16 protein-coding genes are annotated in these 18,281 nt (G+C 43.9%); 6 read left to right on the top strand and 10 right to left on the bottom strand.

The genetic code is table 11. From position 1 onward, the window contains the following. The first annotated feature begins 78 nt into the window (after nucleotides 1-78). Together adk and hemH are read left to right on the top strand one after the other, a co-directional pair. Nucleotides 79-723 carry an adenylate kinase gene (gene adk, locus AB4482_RS10455; protein ID WP_060982203.1) on the top strand — a complete coding sequence of 215 codons (645 nt, stop codon included), beginning with the start codon at nucleotides 79-81 and terminating at the stop codon, nucleotides 721-723. Nucleotides 724-1,002: 279 nt separating this feature from the next. Next, the gene (hemH, locus tag AB4482_RS10450) at nucleotides 1,003-1,965 is read left to right on the top strand and encodes a ferrochelatase (RefSeq protein WP_372174644.1); all 963 of its coding nucleotides are present in this window, start codon (nucleotides 1,003-1,005) and stop codon (nucleotides 1,963-1,965) included. A 90-nt stretch (nucleotides 1,966-2,055) separates the two neighbouring features. Here hemH and AB4482_RS10445 read toward each other — a convergent pair whose 3' ends face one another. Next, the gene (locus AB4482_RS10445; RefSeq protein ID WP_372154957.1) at nucleotides 2,056-3,441 is read right to left on the bottom strand and encodes a peptide MFS transporter; all 1,386 of its coding nucleotides are present in this window, start codon (nucleotides 3,439-3,441) and stop codon (nucleotides 2,056-2,058) included. A gap of 501 nt (nucleotides 3,442-3,942) precedes the next feature. Between AB4482_RS10445 and rfaH the strand changes: the two genes are divergently transcribed. Next, nucleotides 3,943-4,449, top strand: a complete 507-nt coding sequence (gene rfaH, locus AB4482_RS10440; RefSeq protein WP_017062197.1) for a transcription/translation regulatory transformer protein RfaH — start codon at nucleotides 3,943-3,945, stop codon at nucleotides 4,447-4,449. 78 nt (nucleotides 4,450-4,527) lie between these two features. Here the strand turns inward: rfaH and asnB are convergent, their stop codons facing one another. The 4 genes from asnB to nagA form a co-directional block, all read right to left on the bottom strand. After that, complete coding sequence (gene asnB / locus AB4482_RS10435) at nucleotides 4,528-6,198, bottom strand: asparagine synthase B (RefSeq protein WP_017062196.1); 1,671 nt, start codon at nucleotides 6,196-6,198, stop codon at nucleotides 4,528-4,530. A gap of 235 nt (nucleotides 6,199-6,433) precedes the next feature. Further along, the gene (locus AB4482_RS10430) at nucleotides 6,434-8,020 is read right to left on the bottom strand and encodes a cation:proton antiporter family protein (RefSeq protein WP_017062195.1); all 1,587 of its coding nucleotides are present in this window, start codon (nucleotides 8,018-8,020) and stop codon (nucleotides 6,434-6,436) included. A gap of 83 nt (nucleotides 8,021-8,103) precedes the next feature. After that, the gene (locus tag AB4482_RS10425; RefSeq protein ID WP_017062194.1) at nucleotides 8,104-9,318 is read right to left on the bottom strand and encodes an ROK family protein; all 1,215 of its coding nucleotides are present in this window, start codon (nucleotides 9,316-9,318) and stop codon (nucleotides 8,104-8,106) included. A gap of 2 nt (nucleotides 9,319-9,320) precedes the next feature. Then, nucleotides 9,321-10,457: an N-acetylglucosamine-6-phosphate deacetylase gene (gene nagA / locus AB4482_RS10420; protein ID WP_371724300.1), complete on the bottom strand. Its 1,137-nt coding sequence runs from the start codon at nucleotides 10,455-10,457 to the stop codon at nucleotides 9,321-9,323. 475 nt (nucleotides 10,458-10,932) lie between these two features. Here nagA and nagE point away from each other — a divergent pair, with 475 nt between their 5' ends. Both nagE and glnS read left to right on the top strand, forming a co-directional pair. Further along, nucleotides 10,933-12,483 (top strand): N-acetylglucosamine-specific PTS transporter subunit IIBC, encoded by a 1,551-nt coding sequence (nagE, locus tag AB4482_RS10415; protein WP_032546287.1) that lies wholly within the window; start codon nucleotides 10,933-10,935, stop codon nucleotides 12,481-12,483. A 299-nt stretch (nucleotides 12,484-12,782) separates the two neighbouring features. Then, on the top strand, nucleotides 12,783-14,450 hold the full coding sequence (glnS, locus tag AB4482_RS10410) for a glutamine--tRNA ligase (RefSeq protein ID WP_017063407.1): 1,668 nt from the start codon (nucleotides 12,783-12,785) through the stop codon (nucleotides 14,448-14,450). Nucleotides 14,451-14,582: 132 nt separating this feature from the next. On the opposite strand, the gene AB4482_RS10405 is transcribed toward glnS, so the two are convergent. Both AB4482_RS10405 and fcrX read right to left on the bottom strand, forming a co-directional pair. Then, complete coding sequence (locus AB4482_RS10405) at nucleotides 14,583-15,200, bottom strand: prepilin-type N-terminal cleavage/methylation domain-containing protein (RefSeq protein ID WP_372180903.1); 618 nt, start codon at nucleotides 15,198-15,200, stop codon at nucleotides 14,583-14,585. A gap of 57 nt (nucleotides 15,201-15,257) precedes the next feature. Further along, nucleotides 15,258-15,704 (bottom strand): ferric iron uptake transcriptional regulator FcrX, encoded by a 447-nt coding sequence (gene fcrX, locus AB4482_RS10400; protein ID WP_017061956.1) that lies wholly within the window; start codon nucleotides 15,702-15,704, stop codon nucleotides 15,258-15,260. Between the two features lie 207 nt (nucleotides 15,705-15,911). Between fcrX and AB4482_RS10395 the strand changes: the two genes are divergently transcribed. Next, a complete protein-coding gene (locus AB4482_RS10395) occupies nucleotides 15,912-16,418 on the top strand; it encodes a DUF4442 domain-containing protein (RefSeq protein WP_017061955.1) in 507 nt (168 codons plus the stop codon). A gap of 96 nt (nucleotides 16,419-16,514) precedes the next feature. Here the strand turns inward: AB4482_RS10395 and fldA are convergent, their stop codons facing one another. The 3 genes from fldA to AB4482_RS10380 all read right to left on the bottom strand — a co-directional run bounded on the left by fldA (nucleotide 16,515) and on the right by AB4482_RS10380 (nucleotide 18,195). Next, nucleotides 16,515-17,048 (bottom strand): flavodoxin FldA, encoded by a 534-nt coding sequence (gene fldA, locus AB4482_RS10390; protein WP_010436745.1) that lies wholly within the window; start codon nucleotides 17,046-17,048, stop codon nucleotides 16,515-16,517. Nucleotides 17,049-17,106: 58 nt separating this feature from the next. Continuing rightward, nucleotides 17,107-17,325: a DUF2788 domain-containing protein gene (locus AB4482_RS10385; protein WP_004737900.1), complete on the bottom strand. Its 219-nt coding sequence runs from the start codon at nucleotides 17,323-17,325 to the stop codon at nucleotides 17,107-17,109. Nucleotides 17,326-17,433: 108 nt separating this feature from the next. Further along, on the bottom strand, nucleotides 17,434-18,195 hold the full coding sequence (locus AB4482_RS10380) for an alpha/beta fold hydrolase (RefSeq protein WP_017061954.1): 762 nt from the start codon (nucleotides 18,193-18,195) through the stop codon (nucleotides 17,434-17,436). Nucleotides 18,196-18,281: the final 86 nt, after the last annotated feature.

Raw genomic sequence — 18,281 nt, 5'->3', positions numbered from 1 at the left:
CTGTTTATCTTAAATATGAACGAGGAAGGTGGGATAGTGAGCTTCGGTATAAATCATAATTTTATAAGAGGATTAAACATGCGCATCATTCTTCTAGGTGCTCCTGGCGCGGGTAAAGGTACTCAAGCTAACTTCATCATGAACAAATTTGGTATCCCTCAAATTTCAACTGGTGACATGCTACGTGCTGCTATCAAAGCGGGTACTGAGCTTGGTAAGCAAGCAAAATCAGTAATCGACGCTGGTCAGCTAGTTTCTGATGAAATTATCCTTGGTCTTATCAAAGAGCGTATCGCTCAAGATGACTGTGAGAAAGGTTTCCTACTAGACGGTTTCCCACGCACAATCCCACAAGCTGATGGCCTAAAAGAAATGGGCATCGCTGTTGATTACGTTGTTGAATTCGACGTAGCTGACGATGTGATTGTTGAGCGTATGGCTGGTCGTCGTGCTCACCTTCCTTCTGGTCGTACATACCACAATGTGTACAACCCACCTAAAGAAGAAGGTAAAGATGACGTAACTGGTGAAGAGCTAGTTGTACGTGATGACGACAAAGAAGAAACAGTTCGTGCACGTCTAGGTGTATACCACGATCAAACAGCTCCGCTAATCTCTTACTACGGTAAAGAAGCTGAAGCAGGTAACACTCAGTACCTTAAGTTTGACGGTACTAAGCAAGTTGCTGAAGTTAGTGCAGAACTTGAGAAAGCACTAGCATAATTGGCTAACAGCCAGTTTTAGAATTTGATATATTGGAAGCGACCTTAAGGGTCGCTTTTTTTGTTTCAATTTTTAGTACGATACCAATCTAGATAATTCGATTACACATCGTTCAAGACGAAACCGTTTTTGATGAAGGTGGCTCACAATCGAAAGTAGATGTTGTGATATCCCGTTTAAAGAATGATTATTCAGACATTTAGTGGGAAGCAATGATCTTAAACTTATGCAGATTAGTATATTACTTTCCAGAAAATCACATATTGGTCTCAGGTATCTATGGAAAATAATAAAAAGCAGGGCGTTTTACTGGTGAACTTAGGTACGCCAGATTCTGCGACCCCAGCTGGCGTTCGTCGATTTTTGAGTGAGTTCTTGCACGACAAGCGAGTAGTGAACCTAACTCGTTGGCTTTGGTGCCCAATCTTGCACGGGGTGATTTTACCGATTCGAGCACCCAAAGTAGCCAAGTTGTATCAATCTGTCTGGATGGATGAAGGCTCACCACTGCTTGTGTATTCTCAAAGACAAGCTGAAAAGCTCCAGAAGAAACTAGAGATGCCGGTTGCACTGGGTATGACCTACGGCAACCCAAGCATTAAGAAGGGCGTCGAGCAACTGATGGAGCAGGGCGTTGAAGACATCATCGTATTGCCTTTATATCCTCAGTACTCTGGCACAACCACAGCGGCAGTTTCTGATGGTTTAACCAAAGCCTTTAAACAGATGCCAGTTATCCCAAGCTATCGCTTTATTCGTGACTACTACTCACACCCTAGCTATGCCAAAGCATTGGCTGAAAGCGTTCGTAGCCATTGGGAACAAAATGGCAGAGCCGATCACTTGGTTTGTTCGTTCCACGGTATTCCGAAGCGCTTAGCTGATGAAGGCGATATCTACCCACAGCATTGTGAAGCAACGACAAAGCTGCTTGCTGCTGAGCTAGGTTTATCTGAAGAAGACATCACCATGACCTACCAATCGCGATTTGGTCGAGAGGAGTGGTTGAAGCCATACACTGACGAGACACTTGAGTCACTGCCGAGTAAAGGCATCAAGAAGATCGACATCATGGCACCTGCCTTTTCGGTTGACTGTTTGGAAACGTTGGAAGAGATTTCAGACCAGTGTAAAGAGACGTTCATTGACGCTGGTGGTTCGGACTTTAGCTACATTATGTGTCTGAACGACAGAGACTCACACATCGACATGATGGCTGAACTAGTGGCGCTTCATCGCTAACTGATATGGCGATTGAATAGATAACAAAAGGGCTGCTCATTGAGCAGCCCTTTTTGATCTTGATGTTTCTTCTTGAAATCGATCTAGCTATTAAGCGACCGAAGTTTCTGCTTTTGGTTCTGCTTCAAGCGTCATGTTGGTTTCTACACCATGCATCCATGATACAAGCTTACCAGCACAAAGCAGCAGTAATATGGCACTCACCGTTGCTGTGATAGCAATACCACTGAAGATTGACATAGCACCAAGCTCACCAACGTGAGAACCGACCAGGCCTGCCACGTAGTTTGCCACCGCATTGAAGCCAAACCATGCACCCATCATCAATGATGCTAGGCGAAGCGGAGCTAACTTAGTGACCAACGACAGGCCAATAGGCGATAGACAAAGCTCACCAAGGGTATGGAAGAAGAAAGCACCGACTAGCCATAGCATTGATGTTTTCACGGTTAGGTCACCGCCTTGCTCCATTACCGCGCCCATCATGCACACAAAGCCCAGTGCTAAGAAGAACAATGCCATTGCAAACTTAACAGGAGAGTTGGGTTCACGCTTACCCAGTTTCACCCAGAACGCAGCAATGATTGGAGCAAGTGTAATGATGAAGAATGGGTTCAAAGATTGGAACCACGCAGCAGGAACTTCAAAGCCACCAATCATACGGTCAGTATATTGTTGAGTGTAGATGTTCATTAGGCCGCCAGCTTGTTCAAAGCCCGCCCAGAAAACAATCACGAACAGACCCATGATAAGAATCACTTTTAGTCTGTCGAACTCTTCTTTGGTCAGTGGCGCTTTTTCTTTAGATTTGTTTAGTGCTTTCGCTCTTGCAGCAGCAGGTACAGAACCGATGTTGCCCAACCAAGACTGAGCCATTGTCACTTGCATGATCAAGCTAATAACCATACCAATACCAGCGGCTAGGAAACCTGCTTTCCAACCGAATGAATCGACAGCAGCACCTGAAATTAAGCCACCAAGCAGCGCACCTAAGTTGATGCCCATGTAGAAAATGGTGAAAGCACCGTCACGGCGGTTATCGCCTTCTTGGTACAGATCGCCAACCATGGTTGAGATGTTCGGCTTAAACATACCGTTACCACTGATTAGCAGAGCTAAGCCAAGGTACAGCGCGTTCACTTGGTCTAAACCGATGAAGCCGTTAGGTAGAGCCAGTGTAAATTGGCCAAGTGCCATCAATACACCGCCAATCATAATTGATTTACGCTGACCTAGGTAGTTATCGGCAATCCAGCCACCAATTAATGGTGTGATGTAGACTAAGCCGGTGTAAATACCGTAGAGATCGATTGCGTCTTTCGTTGACCAACCCAGTCCACCGTTGAGGGTAGTGTCAGTCAAAAATAAGACAAGGATGGCACGCATCGCATAGTAAGAGAAACGTTCCCATAGCTCTGTGCTAAAAAGTAGAAATAGGCCTCTAGGGTGGCCAAAGATGTTGTGGTTGCTTGGCATAAGTTTTACTAATTTTAGGTATTAAAAGATTTTATAGTCATTCATGTATACACAGTGGGATAAAAGTCTGCAATAGACTTATTTTATGGTCACGACAACTTGGTTTAACTAAGATGTTGATATTAAATATCTTTATTTTTAATGTTGCCCATTTTAGATGTGCTGCAAACTAATTTTCCAGATTTGAGTTGGTTGGTTAATAACCTTCATTAAAGTTGTGTTGAATTAAAATCTTTAGATATATTGCTCTGGTGTATCATTTTGAGTTTGAAGGGAGTGGCATGCGCATTAGGTGGGGCATACATATGCTTACAACAATGAGTCTTTTGATCTCTAAATGATCTCTGTACAATGCTTAACCACTCCGACACCTATAACTTTTTGTTGATAAATTGGTCTGCTACGCATTATTTTTCGTTAGCAACGATTCATTTTATTAATGGCGATTCAACCGTTTTAGGCATGTGGTAAAATATCTAAAAATATAAAATGGCTAGTTAAATGAAACGTTGGTATTTGCTTTACTGTAAGCGTGGTGATCAAAAACGCGCTCAGCAGCACTTAGAGAATCAGGGGGTAGAGTGCTTTTACCCTCAAATAGAAGTCAAAAAGGTGGTGAGAGGGAAAGAAAAGCAGGTCAAAGAACCGCTGTTTCCGTCTTACATCTTTGTTCGCTTCGATTATGAGCAAGGTCCTAGCTTCACGACCGTTCGTTCAACACGTGGCGTTGTGGACTTTATTAAGTTCGGTTCACTGCCGCACGAGGTCCAAGGAGACTTGGTGTTTGAACTTAAAGAGTTTGAGAAGTGCTGCAGTAACGAAGTGGAAGATTGTTGTGTTGAGTTTGAATCTGGACAGGTAGTTAAGATTCAGAGTGGCCAATTTGCTGGGGTTGAAGCTATTTTCGATCAGAAAGACGGTGAGGCTCGATCGATTATGCTGGTGAAAATGATCAGCCAAGTCGTTCCAATCAGTATTGAGAACGAAGCACTACAAGCTCGCGCGTAACTGCAGTAATAAAAATAGGCTTAAAACAAAAGGCGCATAACGCGCCTTTTTTAGTCTTTAGGATTTGTTCAAAACGCTCTAAGCGTTGTAAGCATCGTTGTGAACGGCTTGTACTGCACGTCCAGATGGGTCGACACAGTTTTTGAATGACTCATCCCACTCAATCGCTTTCGCTGATGAGCAAGCAACTGAAGGACCACCAGGCACACATTCTGCCGCTGATTCTAGAGGGAATAGCTCCTCAAAGATTTCACGGTAAGCATAACCTTCTTTTGTTGTTGGCGTGTTGTAAGGGAAACGGAACTTAGCAGCTTCCATTTGTTGATCCGTTACTTTTGCTTCAGCCGTTGCTTTCAATGTATCAATCCAATCGTAGCCAACACCATCAGAGAACTGCTCTTTTTGACGCCATGCGATTGAATCTGGTAGGTAGTCTTCAAAACACTCACGCAGGATGTGCTTCTCCATCTTACCGTTACCACACATCTTATCTTCAGGGTTCAGACGCATTGCGACATCGATGAACTCTTTATCCAAGAATGGTACACGGCCTTCAACCCCCCATGCCGCTAGCGATTTGTTTGCACGAGCACAGTCGAACATGCTTAGAGCAAGCAGCTTACGTACTGTCTCTTCGTGGAACTCTTTCGCGTTTGGCGCTTTATGGAAGTAAAGGTAGCCACCAAAGATTTCATCAGCACCTTCACCAGACAGTACCATTTTGATGCCCATTGCTTTGATCTTACGAGCAAGCAAGTACATTGGCGTTGATGCACGAATCGTCGTTACATCGTAAGTCTCGATGTGGTAGATAACATCACGGATGGCATCTAAGCCTTCCTGAATAGTGTAAGTCATCTCGTGGTGAACAGTACCGATCTTGTCCGCAACTTCACGAGCAGCGATAAGATCTGGCGCGCCTTCAAGGCCAACAGCGAATGAGTGCAGTTGTGGCCACCAAGCTTCAGATTGCTCATCATCTTCGATACGCATCGCAGCAAAGCGTTTAGCAACGGCAGAAGTAATTGATGAATCAAGGCCACCAGATAGAAGTACACCGTAAGGAACGTCAGTCATTAGTTGACGTTTAACAGCTGCTTCTAGCGCTTCAGTCAGTTCTTCTTTGCTTGTGCTGTTGCCTTGTACCGCAGCGTACTCGTTCCAATCGCGGATGTAGTAGCGTTGAGGTTCAGCATCTTTCGAAGAGTAGAAGCTACCTGGAGGGAATTCACTGATCGTCTTACATACTTCAACCAATGCTTTCATCTCTGAAGCCACGTAGTAGTTGCCGTGCTCATCGTAACCTTGGTAAAGCGGGATGATACCAATATGGTCGCGGCCCACTAGGTACTCGTCTTTCTCTTCGTCGTATAAAACGAATGCGAAAATACCGTTAAGCTCTTCTAGAAGGTCTGCACCCATCTCTTGGTATAGCGCTAGGATAACTTCACAGTCAGAATCAGTCTGGAACTGGTACTTATCTTCATAGCGTGCACGAAGTTCTTTGTGGTTATAAATTTCACCGTTTACTGCAAGAATGTGCTTTTTGTCTTGACTGTATAGTGGTTGAGCACCACTGTTCAAGCCAACAATAGCAAGACGTTCATGAGCAAGGATTGCTTTTTCACCAGCATAGATACCAGACCAGTCTGGACCACGGTGACGAAGCTTCTTAGACATTTCTAAAGCAATAGGGCGAAGTGCTGCGGCATCACTTTTAATGTCGAGAATGCCAAATACTGAACACATAGAACTTCCTTTTAAATAATTTCCAAATCAACTGCATTCAATTTGCCATTCTGGCTAAAAAAAGCAACCGGATGTGAGCAAAAAAATAATATAAAGGGTGTTCTGTTAGAAATTATCTAATTTTTATGTGCTTTTGGTGTGTGATGTTTAATTGCGGTTGGTTTTTTAAACAAAAACCTCTCAAAAGTGCGAAAAATAGGCAGTTTTGAGAGGTTTAGTTGAACACTGTCTAATACTAGATTTTATTGATATTTGGATTTAACTGTTCGCAAACGTGGCGAGCAAAACCACTACCAGCCTCGCTGTAAATGTTAAATGCCGCATCAACGCCATTCTCTTTCAGTGTTTCGAGTTGATCGGGATATTCAGCAATAGCCGCAATTTGGCCTTTAAAGTTACGTGACTTTAATTGTTCTAAAGCGGTTTGATTACCTTGGTGGTGAGGCATTGCCAAAATCACCAGCTTTACGTTTGCTGTATCTAGAATTCGCTCCCAGAAATCTGGGTCAGTCGCGTCGCCAGAAATCACGTTTCTGCCTTGGCTTCTGTGGTTGTGCGCGGCTTCTTCACGCACTTCTACACCTAGGCTGACCTTGCCATAGCGAGTACGTAATTCGTCATAAGCACCGGTACCAATTCGGCCCATACCTAGAATAAGCACTTGGGCACGACCAGGGTCAATTCGCTTATCACGTCGGTGAAGCTTTTCTGACGCATGCTCTTTTAGCCATTTACCTGACTGCTGATAAAGCTTATGACCAGCTCGGTTTAAAGGAGCAGCGATTAGAAAAGACAGTGAAACTGCAATGGCAACGGCAACTAAGATATCACCCGACATCCAACCCATCTTGAAGGCGAGACCACCAACGATGAGGCCAAACTCGCTATAGTTAAACAGTGATAGCGAGGCAAGTAGAGACGTTCGAACACGGAACTTGAAGCGGTTGAGTACCAAGAAGTAGAGAACACCTTTCACAGGCAGCATCAGCAAGAACAAGATTGCGAGCATAAAGCCTTGAATGGTTGGTTGCTCTGACAGACCAATATTCAAGAAGAAACAGACAAGGAAAAGTTCTTTAAGGTTAAACAGCGACTTTGATAATTCTGAGGCTTTTGGGTGACCAGCAAGTAACATACCTAGAACAAGAGCCCCCAAATCTGGTTTCACACCAACCAAATGGAATAAACCAGCACCGACGACTAATGCGAAGAAGATGCCGGAAAGAACCAGCATCTCACCGTGACCAACCCAATCGAGCACTTTGTAGAACAGTGGGCGTAATAAGGGTAGGGCAAACAGAGCAATTGCATACCACTCAGGTATTTTGCCCGTAGAAGCCGTTAAGAATACTACGGCGAAGATATCCTGCATGACCAAGATACCAATCGCTAACGTTCCGTAGGTCGCATTCATTTCGCCTTTCTCTTGCAGAGTCTTAACCGCAAATACAGTACTAGAGAATGAAAGAGCAAAACCGAGCAGAACGATCTGTTCTACCGACATGGCAGCTAGCGATGAAATACCTAAGAACTTAAAGCCAAACAGGGCGACGGCGAAAAACAGAGTGGACAAAAGGTTGTGGATTGTCGCGCCAGCCCAGATCTCTTTAGAGAGTAGGGTTTTGATATCGAGCTTTAAGCCGATAGTAAATAGAAGCAGCGTGACACCAAGGTCAGCTAAAGTAATGATGGTGTCATTGGTTTCAAAGCCAAAGGCAAAAAGCCCAAAGCCTGCAACCAAAAAACCAACTAATGGGGGAAGGTGACACTTTAAAGCAATAAATCCTGCGATAAACGCAGTGGATATTAATATAAGTTCCATAACTTGTTGTTGTAGTTCCCTAGCTTAAAAAAACGGGCCGTGTTTATACAAACACGGCCCGCGGAAAATCAGAATTGTTTTCTCTAGTCTTCGAGAAGCTTCTGCAGTAACACGCCGTTAAGCATGGCGCGCTTAATCATAGCAAAAGCTCCCATCGTAGGATGTTTATCGATCTGTGATGCTACAATAGGCAGGCCGCTATGGAAAGTCGTTAACGACTGATTCTCTACATTGCGCTTAATTGCAGGAAAAACAATCTCTTGTGCCTTGGTAATATCACCAGCAATGATAACTTTTTGAGGGTTAAATAAGTTAATCGTCATCGCGATAGCCTTACCTAACTGGTTTCCTACTCGAACTAAGCTTTGCTTGGCTAGCTCATCACCATTAATCGCGTGGTCACAAACGTCTTGAATCGTAATATGCTCAAGCTCTGTTAAAGAAGACTCATAGCCTTGTTTAATCAGCTTCTGCACGCGTTCAACGATAGCTGGGTTTGCCGCTACTGTTTCAAGACAGCCGAAGTTACCACATTGGCATTGCTCGCCTAGCGGATCAATTTGGATATGACCAATTTCACCCACATTACGGTTATGACCTAGGAAAACCTGACCATTAACGATAATACCTGCACCTGTACCACGGTGAACACTGACCAAAATAGAATCTTGGCTATCTTTACTTGCACCGAAGTAGTGCTCAGCAAGCGCCATTCCACGAACATCGTTACCAACAAAACAAGCAACATGGAATGTATCGCGAATAATGTCGCTTAATGCGAGGTTATCGATGTCGGTATTCGGCATGTACTCAACAACACCGGTCGTTGGGTTAACCAAGCCTGGAAGCGTGACACCAATAGCAATCAGTTGATCGATCTTTGGTTGATGCTCAGCAATGAAAGCTTTGAGGTTATTGACCAAGCCTTGGGTAAGGTCTGATTGGTCTGAATAATTCAGGTCTTGCTGTTGGAAAGCCAATTCACGACCACCAAGGTCATGCAGGCTTATTTGAATGTAGTCTCGACCCAAACGCACAGCAACAGAATGAAAAGGCTCTACTTCTGTGGTTAGGGAGATAGCGCGTCTACCGCCAGTAGACGCTTGCTGCGCAACCTCTTTAATTAGGCCGCGCTCTAAAAGTTGGCGGGTAATTTTTGTAACACTTGCCGGTGCGAGTTGGCTTACATCAGCCACTTGTATACGACTGATAGGCCCCTGTTGGTCTATAAGTCGGTATACCGCCGCACTGTTTAGTTGTTTAACTAAGTCTACGTTACCTATTTGTCCGCCATTCATACTTAATTGTGCTCGTATTGTCCGTTAACAACAGTCGCTTTAACGTTAAAGTCTCGGTCAAATACAGCTAGGTTTGCAACCATGCCTTTTTTGATTCGACCTAGCTTGCTTTCTACACCGATAGCCGTAGCTGGGTATAGCGTAGCCATGCGAAGAGCTTCGTCTAAAGCGATACCAGCGTGCTCAACTGTATTCTGAACTGCTTCAATCATAGTCAGAGCTGAGCCGCCCAGTGTGCCGTTTTCATCAACACACTTACCATCACGGTAATATACTTTCTTACCGACAAAAATAAAGTATTCCATGTCAGCACCTGCAGGAGCTGTGGCATCCGTCACTAATACCAACTTTTCTCCCTTGATTTTATGCGCAATTCTGATGTTTGCGTAATCAACGTGGAAGCCATCGGCAATAATGCCAGCGTAAACCTCAGGAGTATCGTAAATCGCGCCAACAACGCCAGGCTCACGACCAACCATCGGCGTCATTGCATTGAACAGGTGAGTGGCGAACGTGATACCAGATTCGAAACCTTGACGCGCTTCTGCGTAAGTTGCGTTGGTGTGGCCGATAGAAACGACAACGCCAGCTTTGTGCAGGCGTTCGATGTGTTCAGGGTCGTTATGCTCTGGAGCCAATGTTACTTTTGCAACAAGGTCACGGTTCTCACAGATAAGCTCAATCATTTCGTTGTCAGATTTACGAATGTGATCGACGCTATGGATGCCTTTTTTCGCAACGTTTAGGTAAGGGCCTTCAAGGTGCAGACCTAAAGATTGGTTTTGGTACTGGTTATGGTATTCACGAGCTGCCGTAATAACCGCACGCATATCTTCGTCTGAAGAGGTGATAAGCGTTGGTAGGAAGCTAGTACAGCCAGATTTCAGGTTTGCTTTGTGCATGATCTGCATGGTTTCTGCAGTGATCTCATCGTTAAGCATTACACCGCCACAACCATTCAGTTGTAGGTCAATGAAACCTGGGCTTAGGTTTGCTCCGTCTAGGTCGCGAAGCTCGATTCCTTCTGGCAATTCAGAGATAGGACAGACTTTTTTGATCAGTTCGTTTTCGATTACAACAGCATGATCGGTTAGAACATCACTACCAGTGTAAATTTTACAGTTACTTAGCGCGTACATAGTCAGCTAATCCTTATTTCGTGAGATCTTTTAAATTCGTTCGTTACCTAAATGCGGACTTAGTTTGCGAGCATCATTTACGTAACGATTTATCTTTTATGGGCAAACGGCTTCAAAATGAGAAGCGATTTAAGTTGTTGAAAAAAATATGAACAATTGATTTTTATTATACATTTAGGTCCATCAACAATGATTATTCACGGTGCTCTATAAGCCCGGAGTTACCATCTTTTTGCCTAATGATTAGATTTGGATTTTATCCATAAATGTTCATTTTTTTGAATGATAAAATAAGTTTTATGATCTCGCTAGCAAAAACCTCTGGATTTGGTGAAAACTGGTGATTAGGATCACAAATGGTAAGGTTTTAATTTGCGGAGCAAAATTAATTGAATACACTGAATAGGACTAAATTGAGCGACTAAAATAAGTTTCTCAAACGAATTCTAAAAAATCCTATAGGGGGAAACAACTGGTGAATATTCTAGGATATGCGCAGAAGCTTGGTAAGGCGTTAATGCTACCAATCGCAACGCTTCCGATTGCGGCATTGCTGCTACGTCTGGGTCAACCAGACTTACTCGATATCGCATTCATGGCATCTGCTGGTAACGCAATCTTCAGTCAACTACCATTATTGTTTGGTTTGGGTATAGCTATTGGTCTTTCTAAAGACGGTAACGGCGCAGCAGGTCTTGCTGGTGCAGTTGCTTACTTTGTTCTGACAGCAACCGCAACAAACATCGATGCTAGTGTAAATATGTCATTCTTCGGCGGTATCTTTGCAGGTATCATCGCAGGTCACTCTTACAATGCATTCCACGCGACTCGTCTTCCAGAGTGGCTAGCATTCTTCTCTGGCAAACGTCTAGTTCCTATTATGGCTGGTCTATTTGCTCTAGTTGCTGGCGCAATCTTTGGTGTTGTATGGCCTGCTGTTCAATCTGGTCTAGATGCACTTGCTCACGCAGTTTCAACGTCTGGCGCTATCGGTCAATTTGTTTACGGTACTCTTAACCGTGCACTTATCCCAGTAGGTCTACACCATGTACTGAACTCGTACTTCTGGTTCGGTATGGGCTCTTGTCAAGAGATCGTAGTTGCTGCAGAAGGCTTCTCTCAACTTTGTGTTGACCCTGCACTAGCTAAAACTTTAGTTGTTGGTCAAGAGTACACATTTGAATTTGCTAACTCAGTTAACCCAGAAATTGTTGCAACTGTTAAAGAAGTAACTGAAACAGTTAAATCTGGCGACCTACACCGTTTCTTCGGCGGCGATAAAGGCGCTGGCGTATTCATGAACGGTTTCTTCCCAGTAATGATGTTCGGTCTACCAGGTGCTGCACTTGCAATGTACCTAGCTGCTCCTGCTGAAAAACGTAGCCAAGTTGGTGGCGCACTATTCTCAGTTGCATTCTGTTCATTCCTAACAGGTATCACAGAGCCGCTAGAATTCATGTTCGTATTCCTAGCTCCTGCTCTATACGCAATGCACGCTGTATTTACAGGTTTGTCTCTAGTAGTTGCTAACATGTTTGGTACTCTGCACGGTTTCGGTTTCTCTGCTGGTCTTATCGACTTCGTATTGAACTGGGGTCTAGCAACTAAACCATTCGTACTACTACTAATCGGTCTTGGCTTCGGTGCTCTATACTTCTTCACTTTCTCTTTCGCAATCCGCGCTTTCAACTTGAAATCGCCAGGTCGTGAAGATGATGACGAAGCTGTTGCAGCTCCTGCTGGCGACGCACCAAAGGGCGACCTTGCACGTCAATACCTGAAAGCTCTAGGTGGTCACGACAACCTAACTTCAATCGACGCTTGTATCACTCGTCTACGTCTAACTCTTAAAGACCGCTCTGTTGCAGATGAAGTTGTTCTTAAGAAACTTGGTGCTAAAGGTGTGGTTAAACTAGGTGAAAACAACCTACAGGTTATCCTAGGCCCACTAGCTGAAATCGTAGCTGGCGAAATGAAAGCTATTGGTGCAGGCGAAGACCTATCTGATGTAAAACTTCCACAGTAAGGGAAGTACTTAGTTAAGACGTAAAGTTACTCTTAAGTAAGTGTCAAATTGAAAGCCTCCCACATGGGAGGCTTTTTTGTGCCTGCAGTTTAAGACCAGCGAACACGGTTCGTTCTATTCTTCATCGAATAGCAGAAATAATCGCAATTAACGGACGGTTCTTATTGTGCAAAGGCTAAGAATTGTGGATGATTAGCAACAATGATCTTTCTATCTTTGACTGGCGCTATAAGCGACCGTTTTCTTGGGGACGAAAGATAACTTTCTCTGACAATACTAAATACATAGAGGTGCTATAGATGAGTGAAGCTGAGGCTCGTCCATCGAATTTCATTCGCCAAATTATTGATAAAGATTTAGCGGATGGTACACACAGTAGCGTGCATACTCGTTTCCCGCCGGAGCCAAATGGCTACCTGCACATTGGTCACGCTAAATCTATTTGCTTGAACTTTGGTATTGCTCAGGACTACCAGGGACAATGTAATCTTCGTTTCGATGATACAAACCCTGAAAAAGAAGACGTTGAATACGTTGAGTCAATTAAGAATGATGTAAGCTGGTTAGGCTTCGAATGGTCTGGTGATATTTGTTACTCATCAAACTACTTCGATACGCTTTACGCTTATGCTGTGGAATTAATTAATAAAGGCTTAGCGTATGTTGACGAGCTAAGTCCTGATCAAATCCGTGAGTACCGTGGCACGCTAAAAGAGCCTGGTAAAGCGAGCCCATACCGTGACCGCAGCCCTGAAGAGAACCTAGCGTTGTTTGAAAAAATGCGTGACGGTGGCTTTGAAGAAGGTAAAGCGTGTCTACGTGCTAAGATCGACATGAGCTCTTCGTTCATGGTTATGCGCGATCCTGTTATCTACCGTGTTCGTTTTGCTCACCACCATCAAACGGCTGACAAGTGGTGCATTTACCCAATGTACGACTTTACTCACTGTATCTCTGATGCGCTGGAAGGTATTACGCACTCTATCTGTACGCTTGAATTCCAAGATAACCGTCGTTTGTACGATTGGGTTCTAGATAACATCACGATTGACTGCCAACCTCGTCAGTACGAGTTTAGCCGCCTGAATCTTGAATATACAGTGATGTCTAAGCGTAAGCTGAACCAACTTGTGGTTGAAAACCTAGTTCAAGGTTGGGATGACCCACGCATGCCTACTATTTCTGGCCTACGTCGTCGTGGTTTTACTTCAAGCTCGATTCGTGAATTCTGTAAGCGTATTGGTGTAACTAAGCAAGAGAACATGATTGAGTTCGGTTCACTTGAATCTTGCATCCGTGATGATCTGAACGAAAATGCACCTCGTGCAATGGCTGTTCTGGATCCAGTTAAGATCGTTATCGAAAACTACGAAGCAGATACAGTAGAAACGCTAACGGTTGCAAACCACCCGAACAAGCCAGAAATGGGTACTCGTGAAGTTCCATTTACACGCGAAGTTTGGATCGAACGTGACGACTTCCGTGAAGAAGCAAACAAAAAGTACAAGCGTTTGGTTCTAGGTAAAGAAGTTCGCCTGCGTGGTGCTTACGTGATCAAAGCTGAACGTATCGAAAAAGATGCAGAAGGCAACATTACGACTATCTTCTGTTCTTACGACAATGAAACATTGGGTAAGAACCCTGCAGATGGCCGCAAAGTGAAAGGCGTTATCCACTGGGTATCTGCTGATAAAGCACTGCCTGCTGAGATTCGTTTGTACGATCGTCTATTCACAGTGCCAAACCCAGCCGCTGCTGATGACTTCGCTGCAACGCTAAACCCTGAATCTCTTGTTACGCTAAATGGTTTTGTTGAACCTAGCTTAGCAGAAGGTGTGGCAGAGCAAGCGTACCAGTTTGAACGTACAGGTTACTTCTGTGTGGATTCGAAAGACTCTAAAGCAGATGCACTAGTCTTCAACCGCACGGTTGGTCTACGTGACACATGGGGTAAAACTGAAGCTTAATGCTTGAGTATTTAGTTTGTTAAAAACGACCCAATAAAAAACCGGCTTAGAGCCGGTTTTTTTGTGTCTTAAATTTGATTACCAAGGTGTTTCTAGTGACCAACTAGCGTTTTAAGCACTAGAGCCAGAGTTTTAGGGATTATTAGGGTCTTGTTGGGTTACTTCACCCGTGCGTGAGTTGTACCAGAAAACATAACCTGCATTACCAGGATCGCTGTCGAAATCGACTCCAGTGTAGATGAAGTAGCAAAGCGCGAGTTTGTTTTGAGGAGTACCGTCTTTGGCAACAAAACTATGGTTTTGACGGCGGGTAATAAAATCAAAATTGTTGGACTGGTTCGGGTCTGTAGTAGCGGTCAGGTCGGTTGTCATAATGGCATTCCATATTGACACACACCCTTGGTCACCTTGACCTATGTTGTAAGGCTGCCCCATAGGGTTGCCTTTATCGACGCCGAGTGGGTAGCCGACGTCATTTATGTCCAATTGAGCATTGCCGTCTCCGTCTTCCCCAAAACCTGGCATGTCATTCATTTCAGCGTTGCCGCCGCCGCTGACCAGCCATTTACTGTGAGCAAACGTGATCGCAGTTTGAAATTGAGATTGAGCAGCGTCAAACAGAGCGATACGGCCATCGGTTTGAATGTTAAGAAAACGGGGAAGGGCAACAATAGCAAGCACTGCAATAATCACCACAACAACCAACATCTCAATTAAAGTAAAAGCCTTAACTAGCGGGATTTTTTTCATGGATACTTTATGATGCCCTATATAAAAAACGCCGGCCTAAGCCAGCGTTCTGTATTACTACTTCGCTTTATGCGCGTCTGGATTGCCTTTGCAATCTCCGTTAATGCTTTTGCCGTACAAGTACAAACTGTGGTTTGTTAGTTGCACGTTGTAACGCTGAGCAATCTCTTTCTGTCTTTCTTCGATGATGTCATCAGAGAATTCGATCACTTCGCCACAATCTAAACATACAAGGTGGTCGTGGTGGTGCTGTGTAGAAAGTTCAAATACAGACTTGCCGCCTTCGAAGTGGTGACGAGTTACAATGCCAGCGTCATCGAATTGGTTAAGTACTCGATAAACGGTTGCAAGACCGATTTCTTCACCTAGGTCGATCAGCTTCTTATATAAATCTTCAGCACTAATATGTTGGCAGTCTGGCTGTTGTAATACTTCTAAAATTTTGAGCCGTGGAAGGGTCACTTTAAGACCTGCATCTTTTAGCGCTTGATTATTGTCTGACATATACTTTCCTGTTGATGATCTGCAGCAATTAACAGAATTCAATATTAATACCATTATAGTTTAGTCAGGCATAACAATAAACCACGAACTTCAAAGGGTTACTTACTGACATCACAATCTGTTTTGTAAATTGGAAGTATCTCACTTATAGTGGAGGTACGACCAGTCAAGGTGACGGTGTTTCTGATATGAACATGGAATGTTGTTATGAATAAGCAACTCGCAAAAATATATAAACCCAACATTGTAAAATTTGCTCTTAATATTTGGCCTCCCTTTTGGGGAGCGGGTATTCGAATAGCCCACATTAGCACTGACTTTAGGGTTGTTAAGACAGTACTTAAGCTACGCTGGTGGAATAAGAACGCCAATCGTACTCAATATGGCGGCAGTATCTTTTCTCTTACCGATCCCGTTTACTCATTGATGTTAATGGGAATTTTAGGTGAACGATATTATGTTTGGGATAAAGAAGCGAGCATTAACTTCATCAAGCCGGGGCAATCGGACTTGTATGCAGATTTTGAGATAAGGCAAGGGCAGCTTGACGATATCTATCGTCAGACGCAACTCGGTGAAAAGTGTTTCCCCGAATTTATTATTCACGTGAAAGATAAGCAGGGTAATGTGGTTTCAGAAATTCAACGCACCCTCTATGTAAGAAAGAAGCCGCAATTTAGAGATGATGATGAAGCATTAGAGGCTGAGTGCTAATTAATAGATTTTAAATAGCAAAAAACCTCCTATAAGGAGGTTTTTTCATATCTACATAATGGTTATTAACTGTAACAATTAACAACCACTAGAGAATTAGTCTTCTAGCTCTGCTAGGCACATCTCTTCGTGGATTTGTTTAACCCAGTTAGATACGCGCTCATCAGTTAGCTCAGGTTGACGGTCTTCATCGATACATAGACCAACGAATTGGCTGTCATCGCCTTCAACTAAACCTTTCGATGCTTCGAATTCGTAGCCTTCAGTTGATGTGTGACCTAGGATAGTACCGCCTTTCGCTTCAACGATGTCACGGATAGTACCCATAGCATCACAGAAGTATTCTGCGTAATCTTCTTGGTCGCCACAACCAAAGATAGCAACAAGCTTAGTTGAGAAATCAATAGCTTCTAGCTCTGGGAAAAAGTCATCCCAATCACATTGTGCTTCGCCGTAGTACCACGTAGGGATACCAAGCAGCAGTAGATCGAAGTTATCGATATCTTCTTTGCTGCTTTTTGCAATGTCTTGAACGTGAACGAGCTGTTTGCTCAATTGCTTTTGAATCATCTTAGCAACAGCTTCAGTGTTACCTGTATCGCTACCAAAGAAGAGACCTACACTTGCCATAGAATCATTACCTTTCATTTTGTCTGTTGTCGGTGTAATAAAGTTCGGAAGAGAATCGTTAGATCCCAGTTCCTTCCCAGCTTAGTTGGATTATCCCTTTGGCGATAAAACCCGCACAGCCAAGGAAAAGTACTAACCATACGATGCGACGACCAAATGGAGGAACATTTCCCTGCTTGAGAACGTCCTTAATTGCCATACCGATTAAAAAGAAAATCGCGGCAAACAGGAGATCTAAACCAACAGATTCGATGATGTTCATGTAGTCGTAAAGCATGGGAACCTTATATACCAATTTTGCTTGGGCGCACTATATCACTGTTGTGAGATAAAGTTAATCTGCAGTAATTACACAGCTCTCATTTATCTGCACGAAAAAGCGCAGTTAAGCGATGAATTTTCTAATTGCTCTAAGTACTTCTGCTGGTTTTTCAGCATGCAGCCAGTGACCTGTGTTGGCAATGACATGCGCTTTTGCGTTAGAAAATTGCTGCTGAACGGCTGCTTGATGTTCTGCGGTGAGGTAATCTGAATCCCCACCTTTAATGAGCAAGGTTTTGACCGAGGTTTTCTCGATCGGTTCCCAACCAATAATATGTGGGTAGTTGCTCAATAACGAAGCAACATTGAAGCGCCATTCCATGATGCCTTGCTCTGTTTTGAACAAAGATTTGGTTAAAAACTGGCGAACGCCATCGATCTCGATATGTTTTGCGAGAACCTTGAGTGCATCTGAGCGTGAAGTCGGCTCTTCTTCTATCACGGCTTGCAGGCCTGCGAATACGTTGTCGTGGCGACTCTGAGTGTACGCGACCGGAGCCATATCCAAGACAATCAATTTATGCAGCGCAAGATGTTGTGTCAGTGCCATCGCTACTTTGCCACCCATCGAGTGACCAATCACAGTGACGTCTTCTGACTTAAGATCATGCAGCAGTTGAGCCACGTCTTGTGCCATCGCTTGATAGTTATGAGTGTCACTATGGAAGGATTGACCGTGGTTGCGGAGATCGATACTAAGTACCTGATGATCGGCTTTTAGATCCCTAGCGAGCAAGCCAAGGTTGTCCAGATTACCGAATAATCCATGGATCAAAACAATGGTGTGACCCTCACCTTCAATTTTATAGTTGAGCTGTACTGACATTTTTATCTTATTCATGGTGGGTTTGACGTAGAGTATCCGCGCGGATCTCGCTATAATCCCCCAGAGTTTAAACATTGAGATTGTGA

This window comes from Vibrio sp. 10N.222.55.C7 (assembly GCF_041473335.1).
In the GTDB taxonomy this organism is placed as follows: domain Bacteria; phylum Pseudomonadota; class Gammaproteobacteria; order Enterobacterales; family Vibrionaceae; genus Vibrio; species Vibrio crassostreae_C.
Note: the sequence above shows the minus strand (reverse complement) of the source record. Positions and strands in the feature narration are given on the sequence as shown.

What these genes read in the sequence shown, in the direction of transcription:
- fcrX (WP_017061956.1), bottom strand. Translation starts at nt 15,704, where the DNA reads ATGTCAGACAATAATCAAGCGCTAAAAGATGCAGGTCTTAAAGTGACC.
- AB4482_RS10445 (WP_372154957.1), bottom strand. Translation starts at nt 3,441, where the DNA reads ATGCCAAGCAACCACAACATCTTTGGCCACCCTAGAGGCCTATTTCTA.
- asnB (WP_017062196.1), bottom strand. Translation starts at nt 6,198, where the DNA reads ATGTGTTCAGTATTTGGCATTCTCGACATTAAAAGTGATGCCGCAGCA.
- AB4482_RS10425 (WP_017062194.1), bottom strand. Translation starts at nt 9,318, where the DNA reads ATGAATGGCGGACAAATAGGTAACGTAGACTTAGTTAAACAACTAAAC.
- AB4482_RS10395 (WP_017061955.1), top strand. Translation starts at nt 15,912, where the DNA reads ATGAATAAGCAACTCGCAAAAATATATAAACCCAACATTGTAAAATTT.
- AB4482_RS10430 (WP_017062195.1), bottom strand. Translation starts at nt 8,020, where the DNA reads ATGGAACTTATATTAATATCCACTGCGTTTATCGCAGGATTTATTGCT.
- AB4482_RS10405 (WP_372180903.1), bottom strand. Translation starts at nt 15,200, where the DNA reads ATGAAAAAAATCCCGCTAGTTAAGGCTTTTACTTTAATTGAGATGTTG.
- nagA (WP_371724300.1), bottom strand. Translation starts at nt 10,457, where the DNA reads ATGTACGCGCTAAGTAACTGTAAAATTTACACTGGTAGTGATGTTCTA.
- hemH (WP_372174644.1), top strand. Translation starts at nt 1,003, where the DNA reads ATGGAAAATAATAAAAAGCAGGGCGTTTTACTGGTGAACTTAGGTACG.
- rfaH (WP_017062197.1), top strand. Translation starts at nt 3,943, where the DNA reads ATGAAACGTTGGTATTTGCTTTACTGTAAGCGTGGTGATCAAAAACGC.
- glnS (WP_017063407.1), top strand. Translation starts at nt 12,783, where the DNA reads ATGAGTGAAGCTGAGGCTCGTCCATCGAATTTCATTCGCCAAATTATT.
- adk (WP_060982203.1), top strand. Translation starts at nt 79, where the DNA reads ATGCGCATCATTCTTCTAGGTGCTCCTGGCGCGGGTAAAGGTACTCAA.
- AB4482_RS10380 (WP_017061954.1), bottom strand. Translation starts at nt 18,195, where the DNA reads ATGTCAGTACAGCTCAACTATAAAATTGAAGGTGAGGGTCACACCATT.
- AB4482_RS10385 (WP_004737900.1), bottom strand. Translation starts at nt 17,325, where the DNA reads ATGCTTTACGACTACATGAACATCATCGAATCTGTTGGTTTAGATCTC.
- fldA (WP_010436745.1), bottom strand. Translation starts at nt 17,048, where the DNA reads ATGGCAAGTGTAGGTCTCTTCTTTGGTAGCGATACAGGTAACACTGAA.